Source organism: Rhizobium sp. SVR5-2C (genome assembly GCF_056755115.1).
Window position 1 is genome coordinate 1 of sequence record NZ_JBNDHT010000011.1, and the last position, 25,105, is coordinate 25,105.

A 25,105-nucleotide genomic window follows, 5' to 3' on the forward strand; every position below is an offset into this window, starting at 1 on the left:
CGCCCAGGTCCGGGCCCATTCGCTGATGGCGATACTGCCGGTCACGATGAATGCGGCGCCGGCACGCTGCGCAAAATAGCGCGCAGTGTCGGCCTGGGGAACCCAGTCGCCGTTACGCGCACGCGAGCGCTCCATCGGCGCCATGACGATGCGGTTTTTCAGGCGGATCGGCCCGAGGTCGAACGGATCGAAAATTGAAGGCATTGTGAATCTCCATCGGTCTGGATTTGCGATTTGATGTCCCGCTGGAGATAATCTAAGTTTCTTCCCTGGATTAGAGTGCCTTAACCCTACTTACTGTTGCGTCAAAGGCTACAAACTCAATGAAATCTCGCTTTGACGGTATCGTCGAGTTCGTCGCGGTTACGCGACTAGGCAGTTTCACGGCAGTTGCTGCGGAGCTCGGCATGACCAAGTCCGCGGCCGGGCGAGCAGTGTCGCGTCTTGAGGATCGGCTAGGGTCAAAATTGCTCTATCGGACAACGCGCCATCTAACCTTGACGCCAGCGGGAGAGGCTTGGCTCGAGCATTGCGTGGCTGCGCTTGCCGAGCTCGAGCGCGGCGAAAACGCGCTCATGCTCGCGCGCGACGCGCCATGTGGTGAGGTGCGGATTGATCTGCCGACGGCGTTCGGACGACTCCTCGTCATGCCGCTGCTGCTCGAATTGGCTGAACGCTATCCAGCGCTGTTTCTCAACGTGACCTTCACGGATCGATGCGTCGATCTGATTCGCGAAAACATCGACCTTGTGGTGCGGATCGGCAAACTTCACGACACAACGAACCTAGTCGCGCGTCAGGTCGGCATCCAACGGATGGTGATCATTGGATCGCCTGGCTACCTTGCGGTCCGCGGTGTCCCCTACTCTCTGGCCGATCTCGCCGGGCATGATTGCATCGCCGGGGAACGCCAGGAACAGCGCGCTGTTTGGTTGCTCAAGCAACCGGACGGCTCCGTCGCGCGTCACCCTATCCCGGTCAAACATGATATCCGCGATTTCGAGATGATACATGCAGCGGCAAGGGCAGGACGCGGCCTTGTCCAACTCCCCTATTGGATGGTCCAGGACGACATTCGCGATGGAAAGCTGAAGACGGTCCTCGATGGAATGTCCGGCGGGGAAATGCCGATAAACGTCGTTTGGCCCCGAACCAAAACATTGCCTGCAAAGATTCGTGTCGTTGTAGACAACCTTGTTCAAAGCCTTCCGCGCGTCTCACAGTGAGGTTTCTCGCCGCGTGCAAAGTGCTCGCGAGCGACGGCGCACCCATGACGAGTACGTGTGACACCATGCCGGTATGCGTGCGCGAAGCTCTCATAAGAAAGCGTGGAGCGTCCAATCGTGAACACTTGCGATGTGACGTATCCTACTTCCTCCATGCCGGGGAACGCGGCACCAATAAGAGAACCATCGTCTATTCGACATCAGCAAGCTCATTGCGGAACTTTGATCGGCGGAAGCTTGCGCGATATTGGCTGGGTGTCACGCCAAGACGCTGGTGGAACACGACACGCATTCGGTCTGCGGATCCGAAGCCACACCGGAAGGCCACTGCCTTGAGTGCATGATCACTTCCTTCAAGCAGCATGCGAGCGGTGTCGATTCGCGCCCGCATGACAAACTCATGCGGGGTTATCCCGGTTTCTTGCACGAAGTGGCGAGCGAGGTTGCGAGCGCTCATACCAACGTCGAGCGCAAGTGACTCAAGCGAGTGAGGGCGTCCGATATTGGCCATCACGTAATCTTGGATGCGCGCAATCGGCGAGTTTGGATCTGAGGGGGCGGTGAGATAAGGGCTGAATTGCGATTGGCCTCCCTGGCGCTGCGCCACCACCAAGAGCCTTTTTGCCACTGCTACCGCTACGCTCGGCCCATGCCGCTCACTGACGAGCGCCAATGCGAGATCGATCCCTGCTGTTACACCAGCCGACGTGACAAGCCGGCCATCGCGGACGTAGATGAGGTCAGGCTCAACAAGGGCAGTTGGGAACTGTGCCGCCAGCGTCTGGGCCACAAGCCAGTGGGTGGTGACCCTGCGCCCCTCAAGCAGACCCGCGTGGCCAAGCGCGAATGCCCCGGTGCAAATTGAACCGTAGATCTTCGCCCGCGCTGGTGCATCGCGCAGCCAATTTAAGAACTGCGGATCAGGGGCGGCATACGGCAGCTGGGGGCCTCCCGCCACCAGCAACACATCTAATCCGCTGAGCGTATCTTCGAATGTGACGTCAGCGGTTATCTGCATGCTGTTTGATGCACGTAATGGCGCGCCTTGGGGCCCGACCAGTACCGTCTTGTATCTATCTCCGACAGGAATAAATAAATTCGCTTCGGTGAAGACATCGATTGGGCCTGCAACGTCCAGTGCCTGGACATTGTCATGTATCACAATCGCGACTGTCTGGATTGGCATCATCGCTCCCAACCGCTGGCAGCAAGTTTCAAATTCATCTCCAACAGCATTGTCGAGGAAGATCTCCGCCGTTGATCAAGCAGTGTACCTCGCAATCGCGAATCCCTAGTGTGGATTGATGAACGACATTTGCGAAAGAGATCTGCCCAACATAATGCCTGCCGCTGCGGATGGTCTCTCAACCGCTCACATAGCTGAGAAACCGCAGATTATGCGCCGTGGTTGTGACACCCACAGACCCAATGGGAGCGCAACATGATGCTGCAGATGTTCAACCGCTGAAAATTGGGATCTTTTTGCTCCAGGAAACCTTCGTTCATGGTACCGAATGTGCTCGCGGGCCGATGTTTCATCCCGTGATAAAATGCGTCAATCATCTCGTGCTCGAAGTTGTTGCCGCGTGGATACGCAGCGGTCACCGCCGTGCGTTCTTTGTCCGTAAAATCCTCGTAGCCGCGACCCGCCACGTCCATTCCCGCCCCCGCCTGGACCAAGGCGATCTCCGGATCCATGAATTCGGGAATTCCGGGCGTCGTGTGGAGCGCGATCGCATCCCAGACCGTCTTGATATCGCCTTCGGGTACACCGCGGCTTCGTAGGAAGTCACGTGCGGCGTTGGCGCCGTCTACCTCGAACCGAAGCTGGCTCTCCTGGTAGCCCTCTGTCAGCCCAATATCGTGGAACATAGCACCTGCATACAGAAGCTCCGGATCGAATTTCAGCCCTTTTCGCTCGCCGGTCAGTGCTGCCCAAAGATAGACCCGGGCCGAGTGATTGAAGAGCAGCTCAGACGCTGTGTCCCGTACGAATTCCGTTACCTCGTTCGCGAGCTTGCTGTCTGGGATCATGATCCCGCTCGTGGTTGTCATTTTGTACCTCCATTGGATCGTTGAAGGTTAGAGAGCATCTGCGATGAACTCTATCTTGATGCTACGACAAAAATGGACATCGAAGCTGCGAAATAAGACACGTTCGTCTGAGCAACGATCGTTCGGACTGTTGACCTTAAGCCCAACCTCATACGTCGTTCAGCGGGAGGCAAGCCTGTGGGTCGAGGCGTTCGACCTCGAAGCTGGTCAACTCAAACGACGGATTATTTCGAAAAGCCGATCACAGGTACGAGCAAGGTTCTTTGTCGGCGTGGTCGCGACACCAAGCAGAAGTCCGGATTCGGCGCTCTCAGGCGATGTATACCAAGGTGAGAGAGGCGCCGGAAACATACCGAACGCCAGGGTGTCACGTACAACGGCGACGTCCGATGTTGTTCTCGGCAGCCTCAGCAAAACGGCCAAGCCGGGTGTAGAAAGCTGATCGGCATCGACGGATGCCTGAAGACAATCCAGCAGTGCCTGCCGCTTGGCGGCATAGGCGCGCTTGGTGCGCCGGAGATGGCGCATATAGCAGCCCTCGTGCATGAATTCGGCGATCGCGCGCTGCACCGCAGGGCCAGGCGCCGGGGCGAGGCACGCCGCCATTTCCGCGAACCGAGAGGCAAGTTCGACAGGCGCAACCACAAAGCCGAGCCGGACGGTTGGACTGATCGTCTTGCTGAACGATCCGATATGAATGACGCGTCCTTCACGGTCGAGCGATGCGAGCGCCGGCGCAGCCCTGCCTGCCAGTTGTAGCTCGCTCAGATAGTCGTCTTCAATCACCCAAACTTGCTTCGCCGCCGCCCATTCGAGCAGGCCAAGGCGCCTCTCGAGCGATAAGGTGGCACCAAGCGGTGCCTGCTGACCAGGGGTCACGACGACGAGCCTCGCGTCCGGATGGTGGCGCAGGCCATAATCGAGATCGATACCATCAGCATCGACCGGGATCGGCGCGAGGAGCAGGCGTGCGAGCTCCAGTCCCTTGCTAGTCCAGGGAAAGCCCGGATTTTCGACCCATGCGGTGTGTCCGCTCAACCCAAGAGCCCCCAGCGCCAGGCCGAGTCCCGCGCCAAATCCCCCGGTAACGATGATCTGCGACGGCGAGCAATGGATGCCGCGAGCGACGGCGAGATAGCCTGCGATTTCATGTCTCAATTCCACTTCGCCGCGGGGGTCGGGATAAAGCGGAGGCGCAGTTGCCTCGGCACGGACCGCGTTCGCGCGAATACGGGCGAACAAGGTCGCTGGAAAGGTTTCGACTGCGGGCACACCCATTTGAAAGAACGCAGGTCCCTGCGTCATCTCCAGATACGTCTCGATGAACGAGCCCATGCCCGTCGGCTGCTCGCCCCTTGCGACGGCGCGGGGACGCTGGGCGACGCGCGTTCCCGTCGCCCGCGCGGCCACGATCAATTGGGCGGCGGCCAGCTTCCCATACGCGGTCCGCACAGTGCCGCGCGCGACGCCGAGTTGTGCAGCGAGATCCTGCCACGAAGGCAAGCGCGCACCGGGCTCCAACACGCCGCTCTCGATGGCCGTGGCCACCCCTTTTCGGATCTGTTCTGCCAGGGGCACCGCTGCAGTGCGGTCAAGAGTCAGTTTCAGCGATTCACTCATGCTGTCATGGTACATCATTTTATCAACTTCTTGGTACTTTTCGTGACCCAGTGCGGCATGTATCTGGATAGGCAGAAGGAGAAAGCCCATGAAGGTCCGTAACATCCTCGCTGCCGCCAGCGCTGTTCTGGCGTCCACGATCGCCGTGCCCGCCTCCGCGCATGACGGTCAGACAGAAACAGTGACGCCCAAATTCGCACAGGCGATTCCGAACGTCCCCGGCAAGTCGCTTGTCGTTGTTGAAGTCGACTATGCGCCAGGCGCGGCGTCCCCGCCCCACCGGCATGCCAAGTCGGCTTTCATCTACGCCTATGTGATCTCGGGCGAGATCGAGTCGAAGGTGAATGACGGCGTGACCCGTGTTTTCAAGGCCGGAGAGAGCTGGTCAGAACCTCCGAACGCGAGCCACTCGATCAGCCGAAACGCAAGCAAAACCAAGCCGGCAAAGCTGCTTGCCGTCTTCGTCGTCGACGCCGACGACAAGGCACTCACGACCCCCATCAAGTAAGACTGAAGGAACCAGAACAATGACCAAGAGGCTCGACTACAATCAGATCGCCCCCAACGGGGCCAAGGCGCTCGGCGGCGTCTATGGCTATGTCATGCAAAGCGGTCTGCCTAGCGAACTGGTAGATCTTGTCTATCTGCGCGTATCGCAGATCAACAACTGCGCCTATTGTCTCGACATGCACACCCGCGACCTGATCAAGAAGGGCGTGAAGGTCGAGAAGCTCGCGCTGCTGCAGGCGTGGGAAGAAGGCGGTAACCTCTTCAGCGAGACCGAGCGTGCCGCGCTGGCATGGGCCGAGAGCGTGACGCGCGTCGCCGAAACCGGCGTGCCGGATAGCGCCTACGAAGCCGCGCGAAGCGTTTTCGACGAGAAGCAACTCGTCGACCTTACGATCGCGATCAGCCTGATGAACAGTTACAATCGCATGGCCATCAGCTTCCGGAACACGCCGCAGGGTGTCCTCGACAATTAAGCTGGCGCTACGTCAATATCGCGAAACCGGATGGAGTAACGACCATGATCGCCAATGAGATTTCCGGTGTTAGAATCCCTGACAGCAAACTGGCGCGCGAGGTGGCAGATTTCGTTCGGGACACCGAGAATGATCTGCTGTTTCAGCACTCCACGCGGGTCTATTTCTGGGGTGCCATGGCTGGAGCCCGCAAGGAGCTGACATTCGATCCAGAGCTTTTCTATACGGCGGCGATGTTCCACGATATCGGCCTGACGGCGGGTTTTCGGCACAGCCACCTGCGCTTTGAGGTCGACGGCGCAAACGCCGCACGTGACTTCCTACGGAGCCACGGCATTTCGGAAGTCGATATCGAGCGAGTCTGGCTTGCCATCGCACTGCATACCACGCCGGGAATTTCCGCACATATGCATCCGATCGCCGCGCTTACGGCAGAAGGGGTAATGATGGACCTGGTGGGCTTCGGTTATGGCGACTTCACCGACGCCCAGAGGACTGCTGTCGAGGCAGCCTATCCGCATCCGCCAGCGTTTGCGGAAGATGTTCTCCAAGCCCTATACGATGGGCTCGAGCATCGCCCCCAATCCACACAGGGTACCGGCCTGGCCGATGTGATGGCCGACAAGGATCCGCATTTCCACCCCCGCAACTTTTGCACCCTGATGCGGAACTCGCCATGGGCTGGCGAAAAATGACCGAGCATAACGGCATGAGTTATTCGAGCCATATTCGGATCAAAAAAGGAGAAAGCCCATGAGGTTCCGTAGCGTCTTCACTGCTACTTGTGCCGCTCTCGCATTCGTAGTCTTCGGGTTCGCCTGGGCGCCAGACGGCCAAGCGGAAACGGTCAAGTCTAATGTCGATAAAGCGATCCCCAACACCGTTGATGACGTGTCGGGCATAAAAGTTCCCGACAGCAAATTGGCACGCGACGCAGCTAAGTTCGTTCGTGATGCCGAGGGCGATCTGCTATTTCAGCACTCTATGCGCGTCTATTATTGGGCTGCCTTAGCAGGAAAGCGCAAGGGCCTGGTTTTTGACCCGGAACTTCTTTTTACGGCGGCTATGTTCCATGATTTCGGCCTGACGGCAGGTTATGGAAAGAGTCATTTGCGTTATGAAGTGGATGGCGCAAACGCGGCGCGCGATTTCTTACAGAGCCACGGCATTTCGGAAGCTGATAGCCAGAGAGTCTGGCTCGCGATCGCGCTGCACACGACAAATGGAGTTTCCCCGCATCTATACCCCATCGCTGTACTTCTTGCCGAAGGTGCCAACATGGACCTTGTGGGCGCCGCCTATAACGACTTTACTGCCGCACAGCGGGACGCGGTCGAGACTGCTTACCCACATCCACCACAATTCGCGGATGCTTTTCTGCAAGCCCTCTACGACAGCCTCAAGCATCGTCGCGAGACCACCCAGGGCACTGGTCTAGCCGATGTATTGGCCTACAAGGATCCGAACTTTCGCCGAAGGGACTTCAGCAGTCTAATGCTCAACTCGCAATGGACTAAGGGAAAGTGATAGGAGTGCCCCATTCGGCGCGCCTCCGGCTTTCGCTCTGCTTACGGCACCGTCCGAGGTGGACGGTGTTCCAATAGAGCAGACAGGCTGCGTGAGCCTGAAACCCTGTTCACCTCCGCAGGACGACCAACCCGTCGAGAGCTATCCCTCCCTGGGCCGACAGCAAGAAAGGGTTGACGTCGATGGAAGTGATACGACCTCCCGCATCGAACATCAGCTGGGAGAGACCCACCAGTGCTTTGACCACCGATTCGGAGTCGCAGGCCGGTCGCCCGCGGTAACCTCCCATGATGGTGCTGATACGCGTTTTCGCGATAAGCTGACGCGCCTGCTGTTCGTCGAGCGGGCAGCCTGCCAGGGCGACGTCGCGCGTGAGTTCGATGTCGATGCCACCGGCACCGAACATAATGACCGGGCCCACTTCCGGATCGAGCGAGGCGCCGAGGACGAGTTCCAGACTGCCTGACGCCTGTTCGGCAACGAGGATGCCGTCAATGGGCGGCTTTTGCGGCAGGCCTTCCGCCACCGCGATCAACCGATCGAAGGCCTCCGCGACCGCCTTGGCGGAGTTAAGGCCGACGATGACGCCGCCGACATCCGATTTGTGCGGAAGAGCGCCACTGACGATCTTGGCCACGACCGGGAAGCCAATCTCCGCAGCGCGCGTGGCAGCCTCCTCGGCGGTGGCGCACAGATATTCGCGAGGAACGGCAATTCCGTAGTCTCGGAGCAAAGCTTTAGAGCGCACTTCGTCGATGACCGGGCCGATCCTGTCCTTGGCAAACGATTCCAGATGTCGGTCGGCCGGATTGTTCGCTGCCGGTTGCGCCATCCGCGGTGGCGACGGCGTTGTGGTCGCGTAATCCATGATAGAGCGCACCACCTTGAGCGACTTGTCGATTTCATGCAGGAAGGGGACATGCGGCAGGGATCGCCGCAATTCCCGGCTGTAATCGGTCATGGCGTAGGACAGCATGCTGACGAAGGCGATCGGCTTGGACGCCTTGGATGCTATCGCCTCGACGTCGGCAAGGTTCTTGAGCTTTCGTGTCGAGCCGTCGTCACGCGGCAGTTCTTCCTGCAAAAGCAGCATGTCGACATTGGGATCGGCCAGAATGGTTTCGATCAACTCGACATAGGCCGTGGGCTTGGTCAGGGCGGCAAAACCTCCGTCCAACGGATTGCCCAGAATGCTGCCGACGCCGAGGATATTGCCCATGGCCTCGTAGGTGGCGGGCGCCAGATCGGCGAATTCGAGGCCGTGGCCCCGTCCTATGTCCAGCATCAGTCCGCGCATAGCGCCGGAAAACGTGATGGCACCGAGTTTCTTGCCAGCCGGCAATTTCGCGTGGGCGAGGAGTTCTATGGCCTCGACGGCGCTATCCAGATTGTCGACACGGATTACGCCGACTTGACCCGCCACCGCGTCGAAAGCTTGCATGGATCCGGCCAGTGCCCCGGTATGAGCCTGGGCCGCCTCGCGGCCGATATCGGAGACCCCGAGTTTCATGACGACAACGGCCTTACCGCAGGCCCGAGCCGCTCGGCAGGCCTCCAGGAAAGGCTCAGGTTTAGACACAGCCTCGAGATAGGAGAAGATCACCCGCACATCCGGGTCGGAAGCGAAATGCTGGATGTAATCGGCAGTCGACAGGCCCGCCTCATTGCCGCTGGACACGATCGCGGAAACATCGATCCCGCGATCCTGCAGGGCGCGCTTCATTGCTGTGGCAAGTCCACCCGATTGACTGATGATGGCGACAGGGCCTGGCGTCAGGAGCAGCGGCCGGTCGTCAGGAATGGTGACCAGTTTTGCCTTGGCGTTGAGGTTGCCGAGACAGTTGGGACCTGAAACGGCCAGCCCGGTCTCCTCAATCACCTTTTTCAGGCGGGTCGCAAGATCGACGGATGCGCTGTCGGTGAGCTCATCGAAACCCGAGGTCATAACCGTTGCACTGCGGGCGCCAGCCTTGGCGGCGTCCAGCAGCACGTCCGGAACGGCGACCGCCGGCACGAGGACGACCAGATGGTCCGGTTTTTCCGGAAGGGACGCGCAGTCGGGATAACAGCGGACACCCCACACTTCCTCCCGGCTGGCATTGATTGGATAGACATTGCCGGAAAACCCATACCGATGCACGTTGCGCCACACCCGCTCAGCCCAGTTGCCCGGCTTTTCGCTTGCTCCTACAATCACGATATTCTTCGGGTTCAGCAGCGCGTGCACCCCGGGGTGTCCGGTTGATTCCATCTCCCCAGAGACCCAGGATGCTTCGATCTGCATTTTGTTCTGCGACATTACCTTGTTGCCTCACCTTGATTTTATTGCGGATGTTCTTCGCGGTATGCTGCAGGCAGGGAGCCGAAGACCGAACCTGTCCGTCTGCCCACTGACCTAGCGCTTGTAGGCTCCCAGACCTGGCTTGTAGGTCTTATCATCCAAAAATTGCGACATTGCCTTCTTACGGCCGCCCTCGGGATCGGCGTATTTCAGCGCGTCGCTCTTTGCGTTGAGATAATCGAAGGCCTGTTCCCTCGACATCGAGCGTACGGCGCGGATGGCTTCCTTGGTGTAGCGCAGTGCCGCGGGGCTTTTCGCTTGCAGGCTCTTGGCCAGCTCAAGGACGGTGGGCTTCAGATCCTGGAGCGCGACTGACTTGTTGACGAATTTCATTGCGGCGGCTTCCTTGCCGCTGAACTGTTCGCCGGTGGCGGAATAGTAGATCGCATCCCGATAGTTCATCACCTGAGTGATCGCCCAGGCGACCAGTCCGCCTGGAATGATGCCCCAGTTCACCTCGGATACGCCAAAGGTCGCGTCGTCAGCCGCGATCGCAAAGTCGCAGGCGATGACCGGCGTGAAACCACCGCCGAAACAGTAGCCGTGAACCATGGCGATGGTCGGCTTGGGGAAGTTCGAGAGCTTGTCCCAGCGCCAGGAATGGGCCGCACGACGGGCGCGGGCGCGGGCCTTCGGATCGTCTTCGGTTCCGCGGAAATACAGCTTCAGATCCTGCCCGGCACAGAAGTTGCCGCCCGCTCCCGACAGGACAACAACCTTGGTTGCATCGTCTTCTTCAGCCCACTCAAGCGCTTCGCACATGTCCAGGTGCAATTGCGGGCTCATCGCATTCCGCTTTTCAGGCCGATTCAAGTAGATGAAAGTCGTGCCGCCCTCGCGCTCAACCTTCACGTTCTCCAAGGTAATTACGTCGCTGGTCATATCTGCTCCTCCATAATTGCTAGTTCTGCCGCGACCAAACCGGGCGGTGCCTCAGTGTGAAGCCGCTCGGAAAGCCTTGGGCTGTTTCAAGAGTTGCGCATATCTCTAGACCTTCCTTGCAAGCCAGTCCTTCAACAGGCAGGAGCGAGATTGGAGCAACCGAAATGCCTTAAGGTCCGGACACGATCGCCGTCTCGGCCGCTTCAAGCCTGCCCATCAGACAAGGCTAATATCGTACGTTGACATTCTTCTCCTGCACGAAGCTCAGAAGCTCATCCAGGGAGTGTTCCTTGCCGAGCCCGCTGCTTTTCATCCCCCCGAACGGAGCACCCTTAAAACGCTTGTTGCCGTGGCCATTGATCCAGACATAGGCGCATTCGATATCGTCCGCGAAGCGCATCGCGGTGCTGATGTCGTTTGTCCAGATGTTGGCGCAAAGGCCGAATTCGGAATCGTTAACCTCCTCCAGCATCGTCGCTTCGTCGGTCCATTGGACGACGCTCATCACCGGGCCGAAGATTTCCTCCCGCTCGATTGTCATTCCGTGCTTCACGCCCGTGAACACAGTCGGGTCGATGAAATAACCCGACTCGAGTTCCGCCGCGGCCGAATGCGTGCCGCCCAGCGCGATGCTGGCACCTTCCTTGCGGCCGCTTTCGATGTAACCCATGACGCGATCGTAATGACGACGGGTGACGACGGGCCCCATCTGGGCATTTTCCAGTTCCGGCAGGCTGACTTTGATCTTCGACGCCAGCGTCAGGACGGCTTCCATGAAGGCGTCGTGGATTTTTGCATGCACGAAGACGCGTGAATTCGACCCGCAGGACTGGCCCTGTGAGCGGGTGAAATTCATCCCGGAGACCGCGGCGGCAGCGGCTTTCTCAATGTCGACATCGGGGAAGACGATAAGCGGGTTCTTGCCGCCAAGTTCCAGACTCACCGGCTTTATCCCCGCGCTGGCGAGGATGCTGCGCCCCACCTCGACGCTGCCGGTGAAGGCCACCCGGCGCACATCCCGATGGCTCGCAAGCGGCGCGCCGCAGTTGGGTCCGTCACCGACGACGATGTTCACCACGCCCGGGGGAAGGTGCTCCTCGACGAGCCGGCCAAGCAACATCGCTGAAAGCGGCGTCTGCTCTGCGGGCTTCAGCACTACCGTGTTTCCGGCAACCAGCGGAGGCGCAATTTTTCCCGCCGCAAACGAGATCGGATGGTTGAATGGAATGATGCGCCCGACCACGCCGAACGGAAACTGCCGTGTGTAATTCAATCCTCCGCCGGGCGTCGGAATCGTGCGTCCCTTCATTTCCATGCCCAGGCCGCAGAAATAGTCGTGCAGTCCGGCGCCTTTGTTGGCGTCGTCGATCATGGCCGGCAAGGGATTGCCGCTGTCCAGGGTGTCTAGCATCCCGAACTCCCGCGCCCATGCCCGTATCCCATCGGCGAACCGCTGCAGATACTTTGCGCGCTCGTCGACATGCAGGCGGCTCCACGCAGGAAATGCCGCCTTGGCGGCTGCGACGGCATCCGCCACATCCTCGGCATTCGCAGCCGGCACTTCCGCCAACGGCTGGTCATAGGCCGGATTAAAAGTCACTGCACGCTTGCTCGAGCGGGCTTCCACCCATTTGCCTCCGATCATCATCTTCCAGCCGTGGGTTTCCCTCTCGGCCATTTCCATGACTTTCGATGCGAATGGATTTGCGGTTTTCATGGGTCCTCGACCTATTGCAATTGAATAGCGTTCTATGGGTTTGGTTGGACCTACGCATGCGAATTGCCATGCGTAGGTGCGTCGAGCGCGCGGACCACGCGCGATCAAAGAGTCTCGCTGCTCTGCAAGCTTCCTTAAAGTTGAGACTTACATGCGGCCGACGAAATCGTCCGAACTTATGCTCGCCTTGGGATATGTCTGAATGCTCTGCGTCAGCCCCTGCTTGACGCACATCTCGGCGAAGCGAATTCCGATCGCCTTCGTGTTGACAACCTGAACGCCCGTTGTCTTCGAAAGCTCTTCGGGGCTGACCACATATGGGATCAGCGCGCCGCCGAGCGGAATAATGATCTCGGCACCATCTTCATCGACCAGGGAGCGGATCAACCTTTCGGTGATGCCGTATATCTCCTGCTTGCGCTGCTGGATGTCGCTTCCGTAGATGCCGATCGGCTTGATCGAGCTGACGAATGCATCCAGCCCGTAGCCGCGCAGAATCCGCCATGTATACGGGACGTGGGCGGCAAGGGGGACGGTGATGCCGACCTTATCGGCCAGCGTCAATGCAGCATGCATTGACGCCCGCAACAGGCCGATGACGGGAATGTTCACCGCCAATCTGCCGCCGTCCACCCCAGGATCGAAAGTGTTGCTCTGAATGACTGCATCATAGCCATTTTCGGCGGCCCAAAAGATCTTCCGGATTATCGCCGGCGTTTCCATCATGTGATGGAGACCGTTCAACACACTTTGGTTGCCGATTGTCTCGAACATCTTGGAGCCTTCGAAATCGTCGGGAAATCCGATTTCGATCTTGGTACCCGGTGAGGCATATCCGTTCAGAAGGCGTTCGATGCCTTCAACGTCATATGCGGGGCTCTTTCCTTTTGCGCGCGGCGCCTGATTCAAAAATAAAATTCGCATTAGGTCCTCCCAGGACATTGGAGATCGAATCGCGAGCCAGGACAATAAGGCTCATGTGAAACACCGTTTTTCCAATCTGGAATATCCGTGGCCGAAGGGATCTTACTGAAGAGACGGATGAAACCATTGGTGTCGATGAGAACTGCGCATCTGGCGGACAGGTTTTTCGCCTGTATGGTCATTTCCATCAACTCGCCCTTCAAGCAACGACGCAGACAGACCGCATTTGGTGTCAGCTCGTGCCAGGCATCTGAACAAACATGGTAATCTCGCCGGGGTATCGAGTTATAATTGCCGGCTATGCATTAGCTCAGGTGGCGCTGTCGCAAAGTGAGAAGGCAAGGCTCGCCTAGGCCGACCTATCAGTCGTCCTCGGGCATCGCTTGCACGCAGTGTTTAGCCGGCGTGCAGTTTCCGGGCAGGTCCCGTCATATGCCGTTGGGACTATCTGGCGCCGCCACGCAGATAATCTCTTATGTTTTCAGTCGTCAGCACAACGGAAGAGTCATATTCGGGCGAGTCTTCGATCTGCTCAAGGTCATTGAGGCCCGAATGTTTGAAGACGCGATTGATAGCCGAAATGAGTCGCGCCGGCTTCGATTCATCGGCGTTGAAATGCTGGTGGATCGTGTTCGGCGGGATGTAGATGACGTCGCCCGCCTCCCACTCGAACCGCTTGATCTCATCCTGCGGCTTCCAGAAATACGTGTCGGTGATCTCTACGTCGCAATCCTGATGGAGGTCGTAGCCGCGCCCTTCAACAACATAGAGGCATTCTTCCGCCAGATGCCGGTGCTTGCCTGACCAACTGCCGGGCGGGATGATCTGCATATAGGCGTCGACCGTTTCCATTCGCGTGTTCATTTGCTCGTTGATCAGATGCTTGAGCAGGCCCTGGCGCGACATCTCCCACGGCATCTCTGCCGGACGCACGATCTTCTTGCGCAGCGCGTTGCGCGCCGGCGCCTCGGTGGCATCGTCAAGCAACGCCTGGTAGAGCGCCTTGTTGTCCCCGCCGGCGATCCATCGCGTGTTCTCGCCCCAGGCCATCTCAGTATTCCTCACCGTGGTTGAAGTTTTCTTCCTTCTCGCGCACTACAAAATCTTCGCCTCCGGGCGCAGGACTGGTGTGGCGCGGCTCGACGGTCTTCTGGAACAGCATGTTCATGAACAGGTACATCGGCTTGGTCTTGATGACGAGAGCCCGCGCCGGCTTGGTGTCAGAGGCATTGAAATGCTGGTGCACGCAGTTGTTGTGTACGATCGCGATGTCGCCCGCAGTCCAGTCGTAGCGGATGTTGTCGTGGACCTCGTAGCCGTCCCCGTCGAGGATGTAGAAGGCGGCCTCGTTGACATGGCCGTGCTTCTGACTCTTGCCGCCTGGCCCGTATTCCTCGAGATGCAGGTGGAAGGTCTGGGTGATGCCGTGCTCAGGCTCGACATAGTGACGGCTGTAAGCCTGCGGTCCATCGACGAACTTGATATCCCTGGCCTTGCGCACACGCGGCATGGCGCGCAGACGGTTCAGTTCCTCGGTCAGATTGTACGCGCCTTCGATCGCGCGCACGAACACACGATCCTTCTTCGAGTGATAGTACCCCGCAGGGCCCTCGGCATCATGCGTATGGTGGTGATCGTCCATCACATCTCCCAACTCTCTGCTTCCCGGCGTCTCGTATCGGCCGTGTCGCCATCCACCGGGTCTATTTCCATCGCCGCCTTCTAAAGCGGCTTCGAAGCACAATGACCTCTTGACGGAATCCCGTCGCCGTTATCCTTCAAACCTTCAGCGCTTGTAGGCTCCCAGACCTGGCTTGTAGGTCTTATCATCCAAAAATTGCGACATTGCCTTCTTACGGCCGCCCTCGGGATCGGCGTATTTCAGCGCGTCGCTCTTTGCGTTGAGATAATCGAAGGCCTGTTCCCTCGACATCGAGCGTACGGCGCGGATGGCTTCCTTGGTGTAGCGCAGTGCCGCGGGGCTTTTCGCTTGCAGGCTCTTGGCCAGCTCAAGGACGGTGGGCTTCAGATCCTGGAGCGCGACTGACTTGTTGACGAATTTCATTGCGGCGGCTTCCTTGCCGCTGAACTGTTCGCCGGTGGCGGAATAGTAGATCGCATCCCGATAGTTCATCACCTGAGTGATCGCCCAGGCGACCAGTCCGCCTGGAATGATGCCCCAGTTCACCTCGGATACGCCAAAGGTCGCGTCGTCAGCCGCGATCGCAAAATCGCAGGCGATGACCGGCGTGAAACCACCGCCGAAACAGTAGCCGTGAACCATGGCGATGGTCGGTTTGGGGAAGTTCGAGAGCTTGTCCCAGCGCCAGGAATGGGCCGCACGACGGGCGCGGGCGCGGGCCTTCGGATCGTCTTCGGTTCCGCGGAAATACAGCTTCAGATCCTGCCCGGCACAGAAGTTGCCGCCCGCTCCCGATAGGACAACAACCTTGGTTGCATCGTCTTCTTCAGCCCATTCAAGTGCTTCGCACATGTCCAGGTGCAATTGCGGGCTCATCGCGTTCCGCTTTTCAGGCCGATTCAAGTAGATGAAAGTCGTGCCGCCCTCGCGCTCAACCTTCACGTTCTGAAGCTCGATTACATTCTGAGACATCGCATTCTCCATACCAGCAATTCTTCGTTATGGGCCTTCAGCTGCGAAGCTGGACCTAGGTCATCGAAAAACGTGAGGCCAGAACCAAACCGACCAGCGTTCCTCTCGCAGCAGTTGCTCGGCGGCACTTCTGTCAAAGGATCAATTCCGGTGGAAGCGCACCAACGGAATGATGGAATTGCCGATGAGGAACGATGCCGGCCAAAACCCTTTACTTCCCGCTCGAACCCGTAATGACGATCAGGAATAATGGTCTTTCCCGACATACGGCTTTACTATGTTGGGATGGAGACGTTTCATTACCTCATGGCGTCGATCGAAGCCTAAAAATGCGACTGTGACGGAGGGAGGAGACTTGGTCACACGCATGCTCTCCCTCCATCAACGCCGTCGTTGCGACGGCGTAACCAGACGGAGGAGGCTAATGCCCAGAGCGGTATTCGGCTGGCACCTGAGAAGGAGGAGGCTCGGCCTCGCAATGAATAGGAATCGCGTCGCCGCCTGAAGGCGACCAAAAAATTTGCGACAGTTACAGAGCAGGATTATTCATGATCAAGATAGGCAGAACGAGCGTGCTCACGCTCGGCGTTCTGGTGGCGGCGCTTGCCGTTACCGCAGTCCGCGCAGAAGACATCGATAAGATCGCCCATCTTTCCGGGCCAGACCGCCAGAGCATCCTCGAAGAGGGAGCTCGCAAGGAAGGTTCCGTCATTCTCAGCACTTCGCTCATCGTGGACCAGGCGGCGCGACCACTGGAGGAGGCGTTCGAGGCGAAATATCCGTATATCGACCTCCAATTCTCGCGCAACGATTCCCAGCAGATCATCCAGCAGGTCTTCGCACAGGCGCGCGCCGGCGTCAGTGAAGCCGACGTCGTCGTGGCCAGCACTTCGGCCGCGCTCGCCAAGGCCGGACTGCTGCAGTCGTTCGACTCGCCAGTGCTCGCTGAATACCCTGCTGAATTCATCCAGAAAGACCATCTCTGGGCCTCTATCCGCTTCACCTACACCGGTATCGGCTACAACACCTCCCGGATTTCGGAAGCGGAGGCTCCCAAGACCTGGGAAGATCTGCTCGATCCGAAGTGGAAAGGCCGCATGGTCTGGACCGACAGCCAGGAGACCGGCGGGCCGCTGGTGATCAACTATCTCATCAAACTCTGGGGCAAGGAGAAGGCAGAGGCCTATTTCGACAAGCTCGCCAAGCAGGACGTAGCCGCTCTGACCGGAAGCGTCCGGGCGGCTCTGGATCAGGTGATCGCAGGCGAGCACGACATATTGCTGTCGGCCGCTCTGCATCATGTGATCATCAGTCATGAAAAGGGCGCCCCGGTCTGGTTCGTCTCGCCCAATCCAACGCTTGCTCGCCCTGACCATATCCAGTTGCTGAAGACGGCGCCGCATCCACATGCCGCAATGCTCTTTATCGACTTCCTGCTCTCCAAGGCGGGTCAGCATTTCCTCGCTGACGCAAACTATATCCCGGCCCATCCCGACGTCGCACCGCCAGAGGCGCAGCGGCCGACCGTACCGGCCCTGAACGGCCGCGACATGCTGCTGGTTACGCCGGAGGATTCGCAGCAGATGCAGGCGGACACGATGGAAATATTCAAGAAGACCTCGCGCTGACCAAGGGCCGGGCCGGCGCCGTGCCACCCGCTGAACGAAGCCCCTGATCGCATGACCGTTACCGGACGTGGCCGAGCGCCGCGTCCGCTTCTCAGCCGCACCCTTCACAGAGTGCCGACAGCATTATCGGGACGCCGAAACATGGCAATGCAGAATACCGACATGAGCAATATCGCTCCCGCGATGATCCTACCCGGACATAGCCGGCGTTGGACGCCGCCACCACCGAGTGTGATCGTGCTGCTGGTGGTCCTTGCCGTCCTCGTGCTCCCCCCCGTAGCCTATCTCATTATCTCCAGCCTCTATACCACCACCTTCCTCGGCTATTTCGACGAGTTCACTTTCGCGCACTTCACCGGGATACTCGACAACCCGCGCTTCTTCGCCAACCTTCTCAATACCGCGATCTATTCCGTCGGTGCGGCGATCGTCGCCATTGTCATCGGGGTTGTAATCGCCTGGATCGTGGAACGAACGGATACGCCGCTGCGGCGCTATATGATCGTCGTGTCGGTCGTCTCGCTCGGCACACCGCACGTTCTTTACACGGCCGCCTGGCTGCTCGTGCTCGGACGGGCGGGACCGCTCAATGCGATCCTGATGGCGCTGACCGGCAGCAATCAACCGGTTTTCGACGTCTACTCGATGGTCGGAATGATCCTGATCGAAGGCTTCATCTGGACGCCGCTTGCATATCTGCTCCTGTCGGCGGTGCTGCGATCATCCGATGCGAGCCTTGAGGAGGCCTCCATGATGAGCGGTGCCGGAGTTCTCCAGACCTTCCTGCGCATCACGCTGAAGCTCTGCATCCCCGGTATTCTCGCCTTGATGCTCCTCGTTTTCATTCGTTCGTTCGAATCCTTCGAGGTACCGGCGCTGGTCGGGCTGCCGGGTGGCGTCTCGGTGATCACCACCGATATTTTCGACGCTGTCAATTCGCGCACGCCGCCGGACTACGGGCAATCGGCCGCCTTCTCGGTGATACTGCTCTTGTTGGTGATGATCCTGCTGCGCTGGTACAGCCGCATCTCGCGCCACGCCGAGCGTTACCAGACGATCACCGGGAAGGGCTTCCGGCCACGGGTGATCGACCTCGGGCGCTGGCGCTACCTCGCCGCCGCCATCCTTATCGGTTTTATCGGGCTCGTCATCGTCTTGCCGGTCGGCATGGTGCTGTGGGCGTCGCTGCTGCCCTATTACGACGGCATCAACACTGCATCGCTGACACGGGTAACCCTCCACAACTATGTCCTCGTCGCGCAGTCCTATTCGTTTCGAAGTTCGATCCTCAACACGTTGATCGTCGGCGTCGGCGCGGCCACGCTCTCCTCCGGCGCCGGCGCCTTGTGCGCGTGGCTCGTCGTCCGGCGCGTCCGCGGTGCGTGGCTGCTCGATCAACTCGCCACCCTGCCGCTGATCTTTCCGTCGATCGTGCTCGGCGTGGCCTTCCTCCAGATCTTCCTGAATACACCCTTCGGGCTCTACGGCACGGTGCTGTCGATCGTCATCGCCTCGTTCGTCCACTACCTGCCCTACGGCATGCGCTATGCCTACACCGGTGCGCTGCAGATAAACCGGGAACTGGAAGAAGCATCCGGTGTCGCCGGCGCCCGCACGTGGACCACCTTCGTGCGGATCGTCGTGCCGCTGCTGCTGCCGCCGATCGTAACCTCCTGGCTGCTCATCTTCCTGCTGTCCGTCCGCGCGGTTTCGATGCCGCTGCTGCTCGCCGGGCCGCATTCGCAGTTGGTGGCCGTGACGCTGTTCGACCTCTGGAGCAACGGTCAGATTAACGAGCTGGCCGCCATGGGCCTCACTTGGATGGCGTTCATGACGGTGGTCAGCGTCATCCTCTATATTCTCTCGAGGCGCTTCGGCCTCTCCGTCCATTGATCGATCCTGGAGCGATGATATGTTGGCGCTGGAAAACCTTTACAAGCGATATGTTACCTCCGATGGCACGGCGGGCGGCATATTCGGCATCGACTTCGAGGTTGCCGAGGGTGAGCTCTTCACCCTCCTCGGCCCTTCCGGCTGCGGCAAGACGACAACGCTGCGGTCAATCGCGGGATTAGAGTTGCCGGACCGTGGAGTTATCCGGCTCGCGGATCGCAGCCTCTTCAACGCCGAGGCCGGCGTCTTCACTCCGATGTATGACCGCGACATCGGCATGGTATTCCAGTCCTATGCCATCTGGCCGCACCTTAACGTCTTCGAGAACGCCGCCTATCCGCTGCGCGTCTCGCGACGGAAACGCATGGCCGAAAGCGAAATCCGTAAGCGCGTCAGCGACGTTTTGGACGTGGTCGGCCTCGCCCGTTACATCGACCGCCCTTCGACTCAGCTCAGCGGCGGCCAGCAGCAGCGGTTGGCGCTCGCCAGGGCGCTCGTGCGCGAGCCAAAGCTAATGCTCCTCGATGAGCCGCTGTCCAATCTCGATGCGCAGCTGCGCGAGCAGATGCGCGATGAACTGAAGCGACTCCAGAAGGAATGGGGCGTCACCTCGATCTACGTCACGCACGACCAGGCCGAAGCCCTCGCCCTCTCTGATCGGATCGCGGTGATGAACGAAGGACGCGTCGTCCAACTCGGAACTCCGAAGCAGATTTACCACGAACCCAACAGCGAGTTCGTCGCCAACTTCATAGGCAAGAGCAACATGCTGAGTGCCACCGTGCAGAGTGCGCCGGCGTCGTGTGATATTGGCAGCGTCATGATACCGATCGGGCCACTCCGCTGCCGCTTCCGCCATCCGGCCGCGGCTAACGACAGCGTATCGATCGTGGTCCGCCCGGAAAGCATTACGCTCAGCGCTTCGTCACCCAAAAAGATCGATGGCGCCAACCGGTTCGAAGGAACGGTGCTCGGCGAGACTTTTCTCGGCGAACTTCTGGAGTATAAAGTGGTCATGGGACACGATCTCAGCCTCACGGTCCGCTGCGCACCCGTGGCTGGCGTGGACGTCGGCTCCACTGTGACGATCTGTCTGCCGGAGACCGCGACGGTCGCGCTGCCCTCGGCTGCCTCCCGGGCATGAGGGGTCCGGCGCCGTCACAGTCCGCGGCGTTGTGACGTTGTCGATGCTGCCCGAGGCCGAGGACAGAGAGAAAGCAGCCGGGTTTGATATACGTTCGAGACCTTCAGCTCTTCATCAAGGTGGTGAATCTTGGTAGTTTTTCCGCCGCCGGCAAGGCCCTCAACCTCTCGGAATCTGCGGTTAGCAAGAGCATTGCCCGGCTGGAGCGTTACCTCGACGTCAAGCTGATACACAGAACGACCCATACACTGTCCATCAGCGACGCTGGCCAGGAATTCTACAACGGCTGCGTCCGCGGCTTGCGCGAGATCGAGCAGGGTCGCGCTGCTGCCGACTGCCTCAGTATAGAGATGAAGGGCGACATCAGAATCCATTCGTCGCCCGGCGCCGGCCAGATCCTGGTCTGGCCCCTGATCCTGGAATTCATGAATAGCCATCCGGACATCCGGATCGAGATGGTCTTCGGCAAGCCGGGCCTCGACATGATCGAGCACGACTTCGACATCGGCTTTCGCACCAATGACTTGACGCGCGAGGGGAATCCGGGATCGCCCAACATCCGCCGCCGATCGCTCCGGCCGGTTCCGTACCGGATCGTTGCGTCACCCGCCTATCTGGAGCGCAAGGGCCGTCCGGAGCGGCCCGAGGATCTGCTCGACCACAATTGCCTAGTGCTACTCAACCAGCCTCAGTCAGATGAATGGAGTTTTGCCGATGGCGACGGGCAGAAGCTACTGCGCGTCAATGGCGCCTTGCGGTCAAACAGCCCGCTGGTCATCCGGGAGGCGGCGACGAACGGCTTCGGCGTCGCGCGGATGCTGAACTTTGCCGCGGACGATCTGATTGCCCAAGGCGCGCTGGTGAGCCTGTTCGAAGACCGAATCATCACGGACCAGCAACTACAGCTCCTGTTCCCGAACTTCGAGAAGCTGCCGACGAAAATACGCGTACTCATCGACTTCTTGGTCGAGAGGCTATCAGTCGGACAGTCGGGATAACGAGCCGAGGGGATGCATCCGCATTCGAATCTTCCGTAGCCTCGACATAACACTGCAACTTGCCGATCGTGTTACCGGCGTGCTTAACCTCGATTTCAAGGATTTCCGCGGCCCGTTCCGGTAGCCGCGCAGCGACGGTCGCCGCCGGCGCCCGCCGATCAGTTGCTCGTCCGCCGGATTGAGCGAAGCCAGCCAGCCGTCGTTTTCGCTTCGCTCAGTTGGCCATCAATCAGCATCCGGGAAACCAAGAAATCAGCGGCTGGCAGTCTCACGCAAAAGTGCACTCAGACGCAGGCGCCACTCGCAAGGAGCTTGCCGTGGCCCTCTACCGGCTCCCTCACGTCTAGTATGCTCAAGACGTTCCATTGCATGGCCGTCTGATTGCAGATCGCCGGCTTGCCGAACTCTTCCTCCAGCTTCTCCACGACCGGCTGCGAAATCCAGGCGCCCCCGCCGATGTAGAGGCCGTCGGCTTCGGGGAATTGCTCAAAGGCCCTCCGGCCGAGTTCATAGGCCAATTCCATGCTGTTTTGAGAACGCATGCGCACGAAATCCTTCGGTGCCATGGACTGGCTGGAAACGCCGGCCATGGAAACCCCTTCGCGAGCCATGAAAGCGCCGAGCGACGCATTCATCTCGTCCGTCCACTTGTTGGCGACGACGACGTTACGCAGACCGAGGTGCCGCATCGCTGCAGTGACGTTGCCCACCTGAGAGACCGCAGGCACGCCCGCGCGCGCAGAGATATGATCCATCAGCCGGTCGTGGCCCTCGATGCCGATCAGGAGCGGCAGCGGAACGCCGGCCATGACAATGATGTCGACGCCGCGCTCTGTCAGGCTGTCGACCAGCCTGTCGACGGGTTCGTACACGCGCTCCACATCCTCTTTGGAGAATTCGCCGAGACCGACCGGCGTCATCACCATCATGACGCCGGGTGGTGCGAGGCGATAGAATTCATATGGCTGATTGTCGATAACAGGTAACGGCGCCAGATACCCGATCTTCTTGCGCGGGACGAATTCTTCGAACACTTAGCTGCTCCTTGGAGACACAAAAACAATAGCATGAACCCGCCCATCGCAGGCGTGGCCGCCGTGTCGCGACGGCCGCCAGTCATCACTGGCCGGACCGCAGGAAAACCTCCTTGAAGAGGGCGGACCACTCCTCGAACTCCTGTATGTAGTTCGGCCGGTTGGAGAGATAGATCTTTTCCTTCGGAGATGTTCCCGTCTGCATGTCGGTGCGAGGCGACGAATAGCCGAGCGTCTTGTACATTTCCTGCCCCTCCTTGGACATCAGGAAATCCGCAAAGAGCATCATCGCGTGCGGATGAGGAGCCCGCGAAGCGAGTGCGACACTTGTATCCGTGACGGTGACCGGCCCGAGCGCGCGCCATGCGACCGGCGCCCCCGCCTTCTGGCTCGCCAGAATGTGAGAGTCATAGACATTCGGAGATATGGCGACCTCGCCGGAGACGAGCAGGTTTGCCAGCGCGCGGCCCGTCACCTCATAGACCCGGATATCCTGCTTTTTGAGCTGACGCACGAAATCAGGTCCCTTGGAGATTACAAGGGAGCCAATCCAGTTTCCGGTGGTTGAGAGCGATCCGGAGACCGCCATCTTGCCCTTCCACTTGGGATCGAGCAGGTCGTCGAACGTCTTCGGAACGTCCGCTTCGGCAACGAGCTTGGTGTTGTAGCCGAGGACCGGATAGGATTCGCGCACGACGATCCAGTTCCCGTTCGTCTCCTTGGCGTTGTCGGGAAAGTTCGCTGCCTCGGGCGAGTAGAATGGCAGCAGTGCCCCGTTGTCGCGCGGCACAATCAGGCCGTAAGCCGACAGTTCGAAGCCATCGACGGCGAAATAGCCAGCACGGTATTCCTCGAAGACCCGGCGGGCGATATCAGACGCGCTGGCGCGCAGCTGCTCGACGGCAATGAAAGGGTATTTTTCATGGAACTTGGCAACGAGCGGATCGATCTGCGTGCCAGTCGTATAGATCACCAACTTGCCCTCGGCCTTCGCGCCGGCTTCGAGCATCGCCTGGCGGTCTTCGCCATGGTAGTTGGCCACCTCCTTCACCTTATCCGCATCCTGCGCCCAGGCCGGGGCGAGCAAGACAGACGCTGCAATCAGGATACCGGTGCCTAACGCGACCAAGGCGCGTCGGTAAGCGAATGTGAACATCGATTCCTCCATGGGTTGGCCGCTTTCGCCTGCGCGAAAGCCGCAGTCATCAGTTGCTCCGGCATCGGCCTCCCCGCCGCCGGCCCCGGGACCAGGCCCGGCTAAAAATTCGGCCTGACGGCCATAATCAGCGCACGACCTTTCCCGGCGCGCTCCTCCGAAGCGCCAAGGCTTTTCGCTCAGATTTCCGAGCGGTCGGGCACCTCAGGCGCTGACCGCCTCGACACGCTTCGCGCTTGACGCTGCATCCTCCGGCAGAAGGACGCAGCGATGGGCCGGAAGTTGCAGCCGGATGGTATCGCCCACCTTCGACACGAAGTCCGGATGGGCTCTTACTTTGAACGCATGTCCGCCGATACGCGTCTCGATCTCCGTACATTCGCCGAGATAGGTGAGCCCCTCTACCCGAGCGACAACGGTGTTTTCAGCCTCCACCGACCCCGCATGGGAAACGGATACGTGCTCCGGCCGCATGGCGACCAAAACCGGCGCTCCGCGCTCCGCGAGCGTGCCGGCCATGCATGACAGGATGCCGATGGGCGTCTCGACCCGGCGGCTAGCCGGCGCGTCCGCCGTTGCCGGGATGCGATCGAGCACCTTACCGGGAATGAAGTTGGTCGAACCGATGAACTTCGCGACAAAGCGGTTGGCCGGCCTTTCGTAGATCTCCTTCGGCGAACCGATCTGCTGCACCTTTCCGTCGTTCATCACCGCGATGACATCCGACAGCGCCAGCGCCTCGAACTGGTCGTGGGTGACATACAGGCTGGTGATATTCAGCTCCTGCTGCAGCCGTTTCAACTCGCTGCGCATGTCCTCGCGGAGCTTGGCGTCGAGATTGCTCAGCGGCTCATCGAGCAACAGCAGCTTCGGCCGGCGCACCAATGCACGGGCGAGCGCCAGGCGCTGCTGCTGGCCGCCCGAGAGCTTGACGGCGTCGCGGGAGGCGAGATGCCCGAGGTGGACGCGTTCCAGTGCATCGTTGACGCGCTGCACGATCTCGGCCCGCGGCGGCACCGGCTGTGCCACCTTCAGAGCAAAGGCTACGTTGTCGAAGACATTCATGTGCGGCCAGATGGCATAGGACTGAAAGACCATGCCGAAGTCGCGGCGATGCACGGGCACGTTGATTCGCCGGGCCGGCGCGAACACCGTCGTGCCGCCGATCCGGATCTCGCCACGCTGGGCGTGTTCCAGACCCGCTATGCAGCGCAGCGTGGTCGTCTTGCCGCAGCCCGACGGGCCGAGCAAGGTGAACAGCTGCCCCTCCGCGACGCTGAAGGTCACGCCGTCGACGGCGTTGAACTTCGCACCGTCGCCTCCGGTGAACTGTTTGCTGACATTTGTGACTTCCAGCACGTGA

General features: G+C 59.7%; 23 protein-coding genes. 9 read left to right on the forward strand and 14 right to left on the reverse strand.

Annotated elements, in window-relative coordinates; all coding sequences use genetic code 11:
- On the reverse strand, positions 1 to 204 hold a 204-nt coding region (locus ACPYOI_RS05095), incomplete at its 3' end, for an oxidoreductase (protein ID WP_481422640.1).
- Positions 205 to 323: 119 nt separating this feature from the next.
- Between ACPYOI_RS05095 and ACPYOI_RS05100 the strand changes: the two genes are divergently transcribed.
- Positions 324 to 1,226 carry a LysR family transcriptional regulator gene (locus tag ACPYOI_RS05100; protein ID WP_481422641.1) on the forward strand — a complete coding sequence of 301 codons (903 nt, stop codon included), beginning with the start codon at positions 324 to 326 and terminating at the stop codon, positions 1,224 to 1,226.
- A 190-nt stretch (positions 1,227 to 1,416) separates the two neighbouring features.
- Here the strand turns inward: ACPYOI_RS05100 and ACPYOI_RS05105 are convergent, their stop codons facing one another.
- The 3 genes from ACPYOI_RS05105 to pdxR all read right to left on the reverse strand — a co-directional run bounded on the left by ACPYOI_RS05105 (position 1,417) and on the right by pdxR (position 4,901).
- Positions 1,417 to 2,412 carry a GlxA family transcriptional regulator gene (locus ACPYOI_RS05105; RefSeq protein WP_481422642.1) on the reverse strand — a complete coding sequence of 332 codons (996 nt, stop codon included), beginning with the start codon at positions 2,410 to 2,412 and terminating at the stop codon, positions 1,417 to 1,419.
- Positions 2,413 to 2,621: 209 nt separating this feature from the next.
- Entirely contained in the window at positions 2,622 to 3,281 is a 660-nt protein-coding gene (locus ACPYOI_RS05110) for an HD domain-containing protein (protein ID WP_481414601.1), read from the reverse strand.
- A 207-nt stretch (positions 3,282 to 3,488) separates the two neighbouring features.
- On the reverse strand, positions 3,489 to 4,901 hold the full coding sequence (gene pdxR, locus ACPYOI_RS05115; RefSeq protein ID WP_481414632.1) for a MocR-like pyridoxine biosynthesis transcription factor PdxR: 1,413 nt from the start codon (positions 4,899 to 4,901) through the stop codon (positions 3,489 to 3,491).
- 88 nt (positions 4,902 to 4,989) lie between these two features.
- Here pdxR and ACPYOI_RS05120 point away from each other — a divergent pair, with 88 nt between their 5' ends.
- The 4 genes from ACPYOI_RS05120 to ACPYOI_RS05135 are packed head-to-tail and all read left to right on the forward strand — an operon-like array spanning position 4,990 to position 7,411.
- A complete protein-coding gene (locus tag ACPYOI_RS05120) occupies positions 4,990 to 5,409 on the forward strand; it encodes a cupin domain-containing protein (RefSeq protein ID WP_481414602.1) in 420 nt (139 codons plus the stop codon).
- A gap of 19 nt (positions 5,410 to 5,428) precedes the next feature.
- Complete coding sequence (locus tag ACPYOI_RS05125) at positions 5,429 to 5,884, forward strand: carboxymuconolactone decarboxylase family protein (protein WP_481414603.1); 456 nt, start codon at positions 5,429 to 5,431, stop codon at positions 5,882 to 5,884.
- A 44-nt stretch (positions 5,885 to 5,928) separates the two neighbouring features.
- A complete protein-coding gene (locus tag ACPYOI_RS05130; RefSeq protein WP_481414604.1) occupies positions 5,929 to 6,579 on the forward strand; it encodes an HD domain-containing protein in 651 nt (216 codons plus the stop codon).
- 58 nt (positions 6,580 to 6,637) lie between these two features.
- Positions 6,638 to 7,411, forward strand: coding sequence for an HD domain-containing protein (locus ACPYOI_RS05135; RefSeq protein ID WP_481414605.1), 774 nt, complete (start codon positions 6,638 to 6,640; stop codon positions 7,409 to 7,411).
- 109 nt (positions 7,412 to 7,520) lie between these two features.
- Here the strand turns inward: ACPYOI_RS05135 and ACPYOI_RS05140 are convergent, their stop codons facing one another.
- The 7 genes from ACPYOI_RS05140 to ACPYOI_RS05170 form a co-directional block, all read right to left on the reverse strand.
- Positions 7,521 to 9,710: an acetate--CoA ligase family protein gene (locus ACPYOI_RS05140; RefSeq protein ID WP_481414606.1), complete on the reverse strand. Its 2,190-nt coding sequence runs from the start codon at positions 9,708 to 9,710 to the stop codon at positions 7,521 to 7,523.
- Positions 9,711 to 9,806: 96 nt separating this feature from the next.
- Positions 9,807 to 10,634, reverse strand: coding sequence for a p-hydroxycinnamoyl CoA hydratase/lyase (locus ACPYOI_RS05145; protein WP_481414607.1), 828 nt, complete (start codon positions 10,632 to 10,634; stop codon positions 9,807 to 9,809).
- A 226-nt stretch (positions 10,635 to 10,860) separates the two neighbouring features.
- Complete coding sequence (locus ACPYOI_RS05150; protein ID WP_481414608.1) at positions 10,861 to 12,351, reverse strand: aldehyde dehydrogenase family protein; 1,491 nt, start codon at positions 12,349 to 12,351, stop codon at positions 10,861 to 10,863.
- Between the two features lie 147 nt (positions 12,352 to 12,498).
- Positions 12,499 to 13,275, reverse strand: coding sequence for an aspartate/glutamate racemase family protein (locus ACPYOI_RS05155; RefSeq protein ID WP_481414609.1), 777 nt, complete (start codon positions 13,273 to 13,275; stop codon positions 12,499 to 12,501).
- A 444-nt stretch (positions 13,276 to 13,719) separates the two neighbouring features.
- Positions 13,720 to 14,325 carry a cupin domain-containing protein gene (locus ACPYOI_RS05160; protein ID WP_481414610.1) on the reverse strand — a complete coding sequence of 202 codons (606 nt, stop codon included), beginning with the start codon at positions 14,323 to 14,325 and terminating at the stop codon, positions 13,720 to 13,722.
- Position 14,326: 1 nt separating this feature from the next.
- On the reverse strand, positions 14,327 to 14,917 hold the full coding sequence (locus ACPYOI_RS05165) for a cupin domain-containing protein (RefSeq protein WP_481414611.1): 591 nt from the start codon (positions 14,915 to 14,917) through the stop codon (positions 14,327 to 14,329).
- 144 nt (positions 14,918 to 15,061) lie between these two features.
- Entirely contained in the window at positions 15,062 to 15,889 is an 828-nt protein-coding gene (locus tag ACPYOI_RS05170) for a p-hydroxycinnamoyl CoA hydratase/lyase (RefSeq protein ID WP_481414612.1), read from the reverse strand.
- 548 nt (positions 15,890 to 16,437) lie between these two features.
- Here ACPYOI_RS05170 and ACPYOI_RS05175 point away from each other — a divergent pair.
- From ACPYOI_RS05175 to ACPYOI_RS05190, 4 genes are all read left to right on the forward strand, one after another.
- Positions 16,438 to 17,517: an ABC transporter substrate-binding protein gene (locus tag ACPYOI_RS05175; RefSeq protein ID WP_481414613.1), complete on the forward strand. Its 1,080-nt coding sequence runs from the start codon at positions 16,438 to 16,440 to the stop codon at positions 17,515 to 17,517.
- A 141-nt stretch (positions 17,518 to 17,658) separates the two neighbouring features.
- Positions 17,659 to 19,410: an ABC transporter permease gene (locus tag ACPYOI_RS05180; RefSeq protein WP_481414614.1), complete on the forward strand. Its 1,752-nt coding sequence runs from the start codon at positions 17,659 to 17,661 to the stop codon at positions 19,408 to 19,410.
- A 19-nt stretch (positions 19,411 to 19,429) separates the two neighbouring features.
- On the forward strand, positions 19,430 to 20,554 hold the full coding sequence (locus tag ACPYOI_RS05185; RefSeq protein ID WP_481414615.1) for an ABC transporter ATP-binding protein: 1,125 nt from the start codon (positions 19,430 to 19,432) through the stop codon (positions 20,552 to 20,554).
- Between the two features lie 83 nt (positions 20,555 to 20,637).
- Entirely contained in the window at positions 20,638 to 21,552 is a 915-nt protein-coding gene (locus ACPYOI_RS05190; RefSeq protein WP_168829792.1) for a LysR family transcriptional regulator, read from the forward strand.
- A 284-nt stretch (positions 21,553 to 21,836) separates the two neighbouring features.
- Here ACPYOI_RS05190 and ACPYOI_RS05195 read toward each other — a convergent pair whose 3' ends face one another.
- From ACPYOI_RS05195 to ACPYOI_RS05205, 3 genes are all read right to left on the reverse strand, one after another.
- Positions 21,837 to 22,586, reverse strand: a complete 750-nt coding sequence (locus ACPYOI_RS05195; protein WP_168829791.1) for an aspartate racemase/maleate isomerase family protein — start codon at positions 22,584 to 22,586, stop codon at positions 21,837 to 21,839.
- 85 nt (positions 22,587 to 22,671) lie between these two features.
- Positions 22,672 to 23,742 carry an ABC transporter substrate-binding protein gene (locus tag ACPYOI_RS05200; protein WP_481414616.1) on the reverse strand — a complete coding sequence of 357 codons (1,071 nt, stop codon included), beginning with the start codon at positions 23,740 to 23,742 and terminating at the stop codon, positions 22,672 to 22,674.
- Positions 23,743 to 23,946: 204 nt separating this feature from the next.
- Positions 23,947 to 25,101 carry an ABC transporter ATP-binding protein gene (locus ACPYOI_RS05205; RefSeq protein ID WP_481414617.1) on the reverse strand — a complete coding sequence of 385 codons (1,155 nt, stop codon included), beginning with the start codon at positions 25,099 to 25,101 and terminating at the stop codon, positions 23,947 to 23,949.
- Between the last annotated feature and the right edge of the window lie 4 nt (positions 25,102 to 25,105).

Coding starts and splice junctions, on each gene's coding strand:
- pdxR (WP_481414632.1), bottom strand. CDS start 4,901: ATGAGTGAATCGCTGAAACTGACTCTTGACCGCACTGCAGCGGTGCCC.
- ACPYOI_RS05120 (WP_481414602.1), top strand. CDS start 4,990: ATGAAGGTCCGTAACATCCTCGCTGCCGCCAGCGCTGTTCTGGCGTCC.
- ACPYOI_RS05155 (WP_481414609.1), bottom strand. CDS start 13,275: ATGCGAATTTTATTTTTGAATCAGGCGCCGCGCGCAAAAGGAAAGAGC.
- ACPYOI_RS05145 (WP_481414607.1), bottom strand. CDS start 10,634: ATGACCAGCGACGTAATTACCTTGGAGAACGTGAAGGTTGAGCGCGAG.
- ACPYOI_RS05110 (WP_481414601.1), bottom strand. CDS start 3,281: ATGACAACCACGAGCGGGATCATGATCCCAGACAGCAAGCTCGCGAAC.
- ACPYOI_RS05200 (WP_481414616.1), bottom strand. CDS start 23,742: ATGTTCACATTCGCTTACCGACGCGCCTTGGTCGCGTTAGGCACCGGT.
- ACPYOI_RS05105 (WP_481422642.1), bottom strand. CDS start 2,412: ATGCCAATCCAGACAGTCGCGATTGTGATACATGACAATGTCCAGGCA.
- ACPYOI_RS05140 (WP_481414606.1), bottom strand. CDS start 9,710: ATGTCGCAGAACAAAATGCAGATCGAAGCATCCTGGGTCTCTGGGGAG.
- ACPYOI_RS05160 (WP_481414610.1), bottom strand. CDS start 14,325: ATGGCCTGGGGCGAGAACACGCGATGGATCGCCGGCGGGGACAACAAG.
- ACPYOI_RS05175 (WP_481414613.1), top strand. CDS start 16,438: ATGATCAAGATAGGCAGAACGAGCGTGCTCACGCTCGGCGTTCTGGTG.
- ACPYOI_RS05135 (WP_481414605.1), top strand. CDS start 6,638: ATGAGGTTCCGTAGCGTCTTCACTGCTACTTGTGCCGCTCTCGCATTC.
- ACPYOI_RS05100 (WP_481422641.1), top strand. CDS start 324: ATGAAATCTCGCTTTGACGGTATCGTCGAGTTCGTCGCGGTTACGCGA.
- ACPYOI_RS05150 (WP_481414608.1), bottom strand. CDS start 12,351: ATGAAAACCGCAAATCCATTCGCATCGAAAGTCATGGAAATGGCCGAG.
- ACPYOI_RS05170 (WP_481414612.1), bottom strand. CDS start 15,889: ATGTCTCAGAATGTAATCGAGCTTCAGAACGTGAAGGTTGAGCGCGAG.
- ACPYOI_RS05130 (WP_481414604.1), top strand. CDS start 5,929: ATGATCGCCAATGAGATTTCCGGTGTTAGAATCCCTGACAGCAAACTG.
- ACPYOI_RS05185 (WP_481414615.1), top strand. CDS start 19,430: ATGTTGGCGCTGGAAAACCTTTACAAGCGATATGTTACCTCCGATGGC.
- ACPYOI_RS05125 (WP_481414603.1), top strand. CDS start 5,429: ATGACCAAGAGGCTCGACTACAATCAGATCGCCCCCAACGGGGCCAAG.
- ACPYOI_RS05165 (WP_481414611.1), bottom strand. CDS start 14,917: ATGGACGATCACCACCATACGCATGATGCCGAGGGCCCTGCGGGGTAC.
- ACPYOI_RS05180 (WP_481414614.1), top strand. CDS start 17,659: ATGGCAATGCAGAATACCGACATGAGCAATATCGCTCCCGCGATGATC.